This window comes from Bacillus sp. JJ634, assembly GCF_036962285.1.
Lineage (GTDB): Bacteria > Bacillota > Bacilli > Bacillales > DSM-1321 > Peribacillus > Peribacillus asahii_A.
This window is the reverse complement of sequence record NZ_JBALMU010000076.1, coordinates 51,044-60,693: the sequence shown is the minus strand read 5'-3', so window position 1 is coordinate 60,693 and position 9,650 is coordinate 51,044. Positions and strand designations below refer to the sequence as shown.

The following is a 9,650-nucleotide window of genomic DNA, read 5'->3' as shown; positions in this document are numbered from 1 at the left end:
ACTTTTTTGTATAGGCGGTTCCTGCTCAAGTTTACGCCTATTAGATAGCCATTTGAAAGGAAATGCACAATAATCGACTATTTTCCCTTCGATTAATGGTTTCGTCAGCACAGTGACAGGTTTAGAACTTAGTATGAGCACAAGTAAAATCGCATACATCGGCAGCTGTAAATAATGCCAGATTGTTGTAAACTCTTCTGGATTGATGACGTATACGTATAGTGTTCGAACGATTGCTCCGTGAAGAATATAAATATAGGCTGTTTTTCGTCCTAAGTTCGTAAAGAATGTCTTTTTGGTTGGTACAAAGGATAAAAACGCAAAGCCTACTAAAAGTGAAAATGAATAAAACATGGCCCGTTTTAAGCCGATATACCATTCTTCATGCCCATTTGCAATATAGGAACGGTTTGCTCCTAACCAAGACTGAACTTCAGCTAGTGGAAATTGAGATACAATAAACCAAACTACTGCAATAAAAACAATACCTAGTAATTTAGAAGACTTCTTTTTCACGATTTCAAAATGTTCTTTCTTCAAATAAAACCCTAGCATAAAGAAAGGAAAATAGGTAAAGGTTCTCTGGATATTAAAATAATGTCCAGCACTTTCGATATATCCGATTCCAATTCCAAAAATAAAAGCGAAAAGGAGTGGATGCTTTAAATTAGAGAAAATAAATAAAAGCATTTTCCACATAAATAAACTGAATATAAACCATAAAGTGAATTGTGGCTGGAAGAAGTCATAAGTGAATATACTTTTGTCATATAATAGGTAATAGTAATAGGCGAAAACTACCTGAAATAGTAAATAAGGTACAAGGATTGTTTTCGCTGTTTTTTCAATGTATCCAGGCCGATTAAAGCCTTTGGATAAAAAGCCTGTAATAACGATGAGGGCAGGCATTCTAAGCAGAGAAAGAAAATTGTTTAATTCGAAGATAAACCAATGATGATGTTTTACTTGCACGATAAAGTGACCAAATACAACTAGAAATACGAGAATAAATCTAGCATTATCAAAAAAAGGGTCGCGTGCCTTGACAATACTAATCGTTAACATCCCCTTAATTTTTATATAGTTACAATATTGGATCGAAATGGTAATTTTAATCAACAAAAAAAGACTTGGAAAAGTCTTAAGTGCACATACAGAGCCAGTATTGCTTCTAAGTTATTTAAATATAATTATAGCTTATCTCGAATATATTTCAATGGAGCCACTAGTAAAAGTAGATAGGAATTTTCTCCTAAACAATTGCTTAAATGGTGATAAAAAACGCCTCTAGCAAAGAAGCTGGAGGCGTTGTTATGTGAAAAAATAGTCCCCGACTACCCGATGTTTGATTGTGGTAAATGAAGATAACTGAATAAAGAGGGGGCAATATTCTAGTGACTCATATTTACACAAAGCATCAATCATTTCTAATGGGTACAGAGAAAGTCGGGGCGACATTGTATGCTTGTACAATGTCTAAAAGGTGTACGATTTTAAAGATCGTACGTACTTATCAAAATTCATAAAATAATAATGAAAATCATTATCAATTAGAATTTTATCTCGTTTTTCTTTTTTTGTCAACAGATGTGTTGGGAAATTTTTTTATAAAATAGAAGAGCAGCTAAATCGTGTTAAAATTTTAATGCAAATTGTATAATTGGAACAATTAACAAAAGGTTTTGAGATTTTTGGAAAATAAAATACATAATGGATGTTCAAAAAGGGTGAATCGATGATAAAACTATTTAAATATTTGAAACCATATCAACTATTCATCGGGCTTGCTCTGTTTTTTCTATTCGTTGAACTTGGAGTAGAGCTCGTACAGCCGTTGTTAATGGCGAAAATTATTGATGAAGGAATTATGCAGAAAGATTTATCGGTCGTTGTTTTTTGGGGCTCTATCATGATGGGGATGGCGCTGTTTTCCTTTCTCGGAGGAATTGTTAATTCTTTTGCTGCTTCACATGTTGCTCAAAGCTTTGGTTACGATGTTCGAAAACGTTTGTTCGCAAAAGTGCAAGCCTTTTCATTTTCTAATTTGAATAAATTTGCTGCCTCTTCGTTAATTACGAGATTAACGAATGATGTAACAATGATTCAAAGTACGGTATTTATGGGCCTTCGCATTATGCTGCGTGCACCGCTAATGGTCATCGGCGGGGTTGTAATGGCGCTTTTCGTCCATGTTCAGTTAGCGCTTATTTTAGTCATTATGATTCCCGTTCTTGTGTTCTTTTTAGTATGGATGATGAAGCAAGCGATGCGTTTATTTAAAGGTGTACAGGAGAGATTAGACCAAGTAAATGGTGTCATACGTGAGAACTTGATGGGAATGAGAGTCATTAAAGTGTTCTTACGAAAAGATCATGAGGTGAAGCGTTTTGCTACAGCAAGTGATGAATTAAAAGAGAAAACAACTGCATCTCTACGATTCATTGAAACGACGATACCGGTATTAATGCTCGTCATGAATGGAGGAATTCTCTTTATTATTTGGCTGGGCAGTGAGTATATTTCGACTGGCGATATTCAAGTCGGAGAGGTAGTCGCTATTGTCAATTATGCAATGAGAATTACAGCTTCCCTCTCTATTTTATCTTGGTTAATGACGGTGGTTGCACGAGCGAAGGCATCGGCAGACCGTGTGAATGACATATTAGATACAGAAATTGATCTTCTTGATGCGAAGGAAACGGGTTATATAGAGGGGGAATATGAAGGAAAGATACAATTTGATTCGGTCTCTTTTCGTTACCCAGGAAGTGAAGCACTTGTATTAAAAAATCTTTCATTTACCGCTGACGCGAGAGAAACGGTAGCGATTATGGGGGCGACAGGATCTGGGAAAACCTCATTGTTTCAATTGATTCCTCGGCTCTTTGATATTGAGTCTGGGTATATTTATTTGGATGATGAAGAGCTTACGCATATACCGCTTCATACGCTTCGAAAGCAAATTGGCTATGTGCCGCAAGAGGCTGTCCTTTTTTCAGGATCCATCCGAGAGAATATTGCGTGGGGCAAGGAAGAAGCTTCTATTGAAGAAATTATGTTGGCAGCCAAACATGCACAAATTCATGAAACCATTATGCAATTACCTAAGCGGTATGAAACAACTTTAGGCCAGAAAGGCATCAACCTTTCTGGTGGACAAAAACAGCGTCTTTCAATTGCTCGTGCCCTTGTTCGAAATCCTAAAATTCTTTTGTTAGATGATAGTACAAGTGCTCTGGATTTAAAAACAGAGGGAAAGTTGCTTCATGCATTAAAAGGGTATAGCTGTACGACGCTTATTATTACTCAAAAGATTAGCACAGCGATGGAAGCGGATAAAATCTTACTGTTAGACGAAGGGGAGCTGATTGCTATAGGGACACATACGCAATTAGCCGAGACGAATGCTCTTTATCAAAAAATTATCCAATCGCAGTTCGGAAAGGAGGGATTGCGATTTGAGGCCAAAAGCTAAGGTGAAAAAGCCGGAAAATTGGTTTCCGACAGTAAAGCGTATTTGGGGTTATTTGCGTGAAAGGAAAAAAGGTATTGTATTTGTCTTACTTATGGTTATTGTGAGCTCTATGCTCGGTTTATTAGGACCTTATCTCGTAGGGGTTGCGATTGATGAATATATTGTAACGAAAGATGGGAGCGGGCTTTTGCTTTTATTGTGCAGCTTGCTTGGTGTTTATGTATTCTATTCTCTTTCAACCTGGCTGCAAAATTATTGGATGATTGGGATAGCTCAACATACAGTTTACCGGATGCGAAGTGATTTGTTTTATCAATTTCAATTACTGCCGATTTCCTTTTTCGATAAACGAAAGCATGGCGAACTGATGAGTCGTGTTACGAATGATATGGAAAATGTTAGTTCTACGTTAAATAGCTCCGTTATTCAGATTTTTTCTAGTGTGTTGACGCTGGTTGGAACGATTGGAGTAATGCTATGGTTAAGTCCGTTATTAACATTGCTAACATTGACGATTGTGCCGCTTATGTTCTATGGCATGAAGTGGATTACCAATCGAACAGGGAAGCTATTTAAAGAGCAGCAGAGCAGCATTGGTGAATTAAATGGATTTATTGAGGAAACCATTTCTGGACAGCGGATTGTCAAAACGTTTTCTCAAGAACAGAAGGTTATTGGAGAATTTTTAGAAAGAAGCGAAAGATACAAACGTTCTTCCTTTTGGGCACAATCTTACTCGGGGTTAATTCCTAAGTTGATGAACTTGCTAAATAACCTTAGCTTTACGATTATTGCAGCAATTGGTGGATATCTGGCGTTAAAGGGTGTTGTTTCAATTGGGGTTATTGTAATTTTCACGGAATACTCGAGACAGTTTACTCGTCCATTGAACGAATTAGCCAATCAGTTTAATACATTGTTATCGGCGATTGCGGGTGCTGAGCGAGTATTTGAAGTGTTAGACGAACGAGAAGAGGCACAAGATGAGAAGGAAGCTAGTGTCCTCCGACATGTGACAGGGAAAGTAGAGTTTGAACAAGTCTCTTTTTCCTATGAAAAAGAAGGAAATAATACGATTAAAGATGTAAGTTTTCATGCTAATCCAGGGGAAACAATCGCACTTGTTGGACCGACAGGAGCGGGAAAAACGACGATTATTAATTTACTATCCCGTTTTTATGAGGTGCAAAGTGGACATATTATGGTAGATGGACAGGATATTAGTAGTATAACAAGAGCTAGCTTGCGCTCTCATATGGGCTTTGTTCTGCAAGATTCGTTTTTATTTCAAGGAACGATTCGTGAAAATATTCGATTTGGACGTCTAGAAGCAAGTGACACAGAAGTTGTTGAGGCTGCTAAACTAGCTAACGCACACTCTTTTATTATGAAGTTGCCTGATCAATATGACACAGTGCTGAAACAGGATGATAGTGGAATTAGCCAAGGACAGCGACAGTTATTATCGATTGCACGAGCGATTCTAGCAAATCCAACGATTTTAATTTTAGATGAATCAACAAGTAACATCGATACAATAACAGAAGTGAAGATTCAGGAAGCGTTGGAACACTTAATGGAAGGAAGAACGAGCTTTGTTATTGCTCATCGCTTAAATACTATTCAACAGGCTGATCAAATTCTTGTGTTAGAAAAAGGGTGTATTATTGAAAAAGGCTCGCATAGAGAATTGTTAGAAGTAAAAGGGTTTTATTATGAGTTGTATCATAGTCAATTAAAAGGAGATAAGATTGGTTAACTTCTACATGCTATTCAGGGAAAAGGCTGAATAGCATGTTTTTTTATGAACAAATCCAATTTGTTGCATATAAAAGAAAGCGGTTACTTATAATTCAGAATAGAAGGATAATTATATGGTGGATTCTTGTATGGTACATAGCTAATCATCAAAGGAGGTGGGCGGATGGTTCACACGACCTTTCTTTCTTAAGCATCTAATTTTTTCAAAAATGATGAAGAGGGGTTGAAGGAGAATGAAAGCGCTTAAATCGTTGATTATTTGGGGAATTGTATCGGCTATAGGAGCGTGGAGTTTTGCAGCAATCGCCTTAAACCGAGGAGAAAGTATTAATGCTATTTGGCTTATAATAGCAGCTCTTAGTGTATATGCAGTTGCCTATCGTTTTTATAGTAAGTTTATTGCTAGAAAAGTGTTTGAATTAGATGATAATAGGAAAACGCCTGCAGAAATCCATAATGATGGGAAAGATTATGTACCGACGAATAAATGGGTGTTATTCGGTCATCACTTTGCTGCGATTGCTGGTGCAGGTCCGCTTGTCGGCCCCGTTTTGGCAGCGCAAATGGGGTATTTACCTGGAACCATTTGGCTTATTGTTGGGGTTGTTTTGGCGGGAGCTGTACAGGATTTTATTATTCTATTCGGATCGATGCGTCGTAATGGTAAGTCGCTTGGAGAGATGATTAAAGAGGAAATGGGGCCAATTACGGGTTTAATCGCAATGGTAGGCATTTTAGGTATTATGATTATTTTATTAGCGGTCCTTGCTCTCGTAGTGGTAAAAGCTTTAATTGGTAGTCCATGGGGGATGTTCACGATTGCGGCAACGATTCCGATTGCGGTTTTTATGGGAATCTATATGCGTTATATTCGGCCGGGACGAGTCGGAGAAGGTTCGATTATCGGTATTATTCTATTAATACTCGCTTTATACTTTGGTCAATACGTGTCAGAAAGTGAAACGCTAGCGCCATTATTCACATTTAGTGGTGAAACGATTGCAATCATGATGATTATATATGGATTTGTAGCATCTGTTCTCCCGGTTTGGCTGCTGCTTGCTCCGCGTGATTATTTAAGTACATTTTTAAAAATTGGGACGATTATCGGTTTAGCATTAGGGATTTTATTTGTATTACCGGTGCTTGAAATGCCAGCTGTAACTCAGTTTATCGATGGTACGGGTCCTGTATTCTCCGGTAACTTGTTCCCGTTCTTATTTATTACAATCGCTTGTGGAGCCGTATCGGGTTTTCACTCTCTTATTGCTTCTGGAACAACACCGAAAATGATTGAACGTGAATCGCATGCTCGTCCAATTGGTTATGGTGCGATGTTAACGGAGTCGTTTGTTGCTATTATGGCCATCATTGCAGCTTGTGTAATAACGCCAGGTATCTACTTTTCTCTTAATAGTCCAGCTGCCGTCATTGGAACGGATGCAGTGTCAGCAGCAACGACCATTTCTGAATGGGGGTTTGTCATTACCCCGGATGATATTACGACGCTTGCTAATGATGTAGGGGAAGAAACGATTCTATCTCGTACGGGCGGGGCTCCGACGTTTGCGATTGGAATGGCCTATATTTTTTCAGGAATCATTGGCGGGAAGGCCTTGATGGCTTTTTGGTATCATTTTGCGATTCTCTTTGAAGCCTTGTTTATTTTGACCACGGTAGATGCGGGGACGAGAGTGGGCCGCTTTATGATTCAAGATATTATCGGAACGGTTTATAAGCCTTTTAAGAAAACAGAAAAGTGGCTTCCAAACGTAATAGCGACCTTCTTATGTGTATCTTTGTGGGGATATTTCCTCTATCAAGGGGTTATCGATCCTCTTGGAGGAATTAATACTCTTTGGCCGTTATTTGGGATTGCCAATCAAATGTTGGCTGCCATTGCTCTCTTACTGGGGACAACGGTATTGTTTAAAATGGGAAAGAAAGCGTATACATGGGTTACGCTTGTACCGACAACCTTCTTATTAGTGATTACAATGACAGCCGGTTGGCAAAAGTTATTCCATGAAAATCCTGCGATCGGTTTCTTAGCACATGCGAATAAATTTAAAGACGCTTATGATAATGGGGAAGTGCTTGCACCAGCAAAAGATTTGGCTCAAATGAAGCAAGTCATTATTAATGATTATGTCGATGCAGCATTATGTGCAATTTTTATGATCGTGGTAATTACAGTTTTAATTTCGGCGATTAGATTATGGATTAAAATATTAAAGAATCAAAAAATTGATTCACATGAAACGCCTTACGTCTCATGAACATGAGTGGGGGAATGAAGAATGGTAAAGAAAATAGTAAATATGTTACGTTATCGTAAGCAGTTTATTAGTTTGCTTGTCGGTGTTCCGAGTTATGAAACATATGTGGAACATATGAAAGAACATCATCCGCACGAACCGATTAAAAGTCGTAAAGTATTTTTCTGTGAAGTACAAGAAGAACGATATAACGCAAAGGGTGGCAAAGTATCTCGTTGCTGTTAATAAAAGTATGAGGAAGGGTCCTCCGTTGTGAGGATTCTTTTTTTTGGCCTATTTTGGCCTTGAGATAGGCCCGACATTCTTTGAAATATATTTTCGTGCATGATAATGCGAAATTTAGAAGCAGAGGAATCTAGGTGGTATGGCATTATAGATGGTTTAATATAATACATGTAACAAAAAATAACATTCACGAAAAAAATTAAATAAATGTATTGAATTTTCAGAAAAATAATCATATGATATATAATATAACACGATATGTAAGAAATATTAACATAAAAGGGAGAGGGAATTATGCAATTAGCAGATTCGGTATTTATGTTTGTTGCTACAATGTTAGTTTGGTTAATGACTCCGGGAATTGCCTTATTTTATGGAGGAATGGTACGAAGTAAAAATGTGCTAAGTACAGCAATGCATAGTTATATGCCAATGGCTGTTATTTCTCTTCTTTGGGTAGTTATTGGATACTCGCTTGCATTTTCTCCAGGAAATACTTTCATCGGTGGACTAGATTGGGTCGGATTAAAAGGGGTAGGTTTTGAACCTGGACCATATAGCGATACAATTCCTCACAGTTTATTTATGGTATTTCAAATGACCTTCGCGGTTTTAACCGTTTCAATCATCGCTGGCGGTGTTGCTGAGCGTATGAAATTTTCAGCCTTTTTAATTTTCTCCATTTTATGGTCGTTGTTTGTATACGCTCCGGTTGCACACTGGGTATGGGGTGGCGGATGGTTACACGCAATTGGTGCAATCGATTTTGCTGGCGGCAACGTTGTACACATTTCATCTGGTGTAGCTGGTTTAGTACTAGCAATTATGTTAGGGAAACGTAAAGAATCCGCAAATAGTTCTCCGCACAATCTTCCATTAACATTTCTTGGTGCATCACTAATTTGGTTTGGTTGGTACGGATTTAATGTAGGAAGTGCTCTTACAATTGATGAAGTAGCTATGAATGTATTTGTAAACACAGCGGTTGCAGCAGCAGCTGGGATTATTGGTTGGTTAGTTGTCGAAAACATGATCAACAAAAAGCCAACGATGCTTGGAGCAGTATCAGGAGCTCTTGCAGGTCTTGTAGCAATCACGCCAGCTTGTGGATTTGTCACTCCTTCAGCTTCTATTATTATTGGCCTTATTGGCGGGGCATTATGCTTCTGGGCCATCTTCTCATTGAAATCAAAATTAGGCTATGATGATGCCTTGGATGCTTTTGGATTACATGGAATTGGCGGAACATGGGGCGGTGTTGCAACAGGATTATTTGCAACAACTTCTGTAAACGCCGGTGGAGCAGATGGTTTATTCTATGGTGATGCTAGCTTATTATGGAAAAGCTTAGTTGCTATTATCGCTACTTATATATTCGTTGCAGTTGTCACATTCATTATTGCGAAAGTTACTAGTATTTTTGTACCGCTTCGTGTGAATGAGGAAGATGAGTCGGTTGGTCTTGATATTTCTTTACATGGTGAAAAAGCATACCACGAATCAATTTAAAGGAAGGTGATTATATATGAGTGAGATATTAACGAAAATTGATATTATTACCCGGCCGATTAATTTCGAGAAATTTAAAGCGGAGCTTGCAAAAATTGGGGTAAGTGGGATTACCGTATCGGATGTGAAGGGCACGAGTCTTCAAAAAGGCTATATTGAAACATATCGTGGAGTCAATCGAGAAAATTCATTACATGATCGAATTAAAATTGAAATTGTCGTTTGTGAAGTTCCTGTTCGAGATGTAGTGGATGTGACAAGGAAGTTTTTAAGTACAGGAAAACCAGGGGATGGGAAAATATTCATTTATGAATTAGCGAATGTAGTAAAAATTAGCACAGGTGCAGAAGGTTATGATGCACTGAAAGATGAGAAGTAAACATCTTTTGAAAAAGGAGCGG

Annotated in this window: 7 protein-coding genes; 6 read left to right on the top strand and 1 reads right to left on the bottom strand. The window is 38.0% G+C overall.

Features of this window, described 5'->3' with window-relative positions; genetic code table 11:
* Positions 1-1,065 (bottom strand): acyltransferase family protein (locus tag V7068_RS12930; RefSeq protein WP_499713127.1); only part of this gene is annotated, 1,065 nt, incomplete at its 3' end.
* Positions 1,066-1,735: 670 nt separating this feature from the next.
* Here V7068_RS12930 and V7068_RS12925 point away from each other — a divergent pair.
* From V7068_RS12925 to V7068_RS12900, 6 genes are all read left to right on the top strand, one after another.
* Positions 1,736-3,475 carry an ABC transporter ATP-binding protein gene (locus tag V7068_RS12925; protein ID WP_499713126.1) on the top strand — a complete coding sequence of 580 codons (1,740 nt, stop codon included), beginning with the start codon at positions 1,736-1,738 and terminating at the stop codon, positions 3,473-3,475.
* Entirely contained in the window at positions 3,405-5,234 is a 1,830-nt protein-coding gene (locus tag V7068_RS12920; protein ID WP_499713125.1) for an ABC transporter ATP-binding protein, read from the top strand. Before V7068_RS12925 ends, V7068_RS12920 begins: the two co-directional genes overlap by 71 nt.
* A 235-nt stretch (positions 5,235-5,469) precedes the next feature.
* Positions 5,470-7,515 (top strand): carbon starvation CstA family protein, encoded by a 2,046-nt coding sequence (locus tag V7068_RS12915; protein ID WP_499713124.1) that lies wholly within the window; start codon positions 5,470-5,472, stop codon positions 7,513-7,515.
* Positions 7,516-7,536: 21 nt separating this feature from the next.
* Positions 7,537-7,740 (top strand): YbdD/YjiX family protein, encoded by a 204-nt coding sequence (locus V7068_RS12910; protein ID WP_119115711.1) that lies wholly within the window; start codon positions 7,537-7,539, stop codon positions 7,738-7,740.
* 294 nt (positions 7,741-8,034) lie between these two features.
* Complete coding sequence (locus V7068_RS12905; protein ID WP_499713123.1) at positions 8,035-9,249, top strand: ammonium transporter; 1,215 nt, start codon at positions 8,035-8,037, stop codon at positions 9,247-9,249.
* A 16-nt stretch (positions 9,250-9,265) separates the two neighbouring features.
* Positions 9,266-9,628 carry a P-II family nitrogen regulator gene (locus tag V7068_RS12900; RefSeq protein ID WP_499713122.1) on the top strand — a complete coding sequence of 121 codons (363 nt, stop codon included), beginning with the start codon at positions 9,266-9,268 and terminating at the stop codon, positions 9,626-9,628.
* Positions 9,629-9,650: the final 22 nt, after the last annotated feature.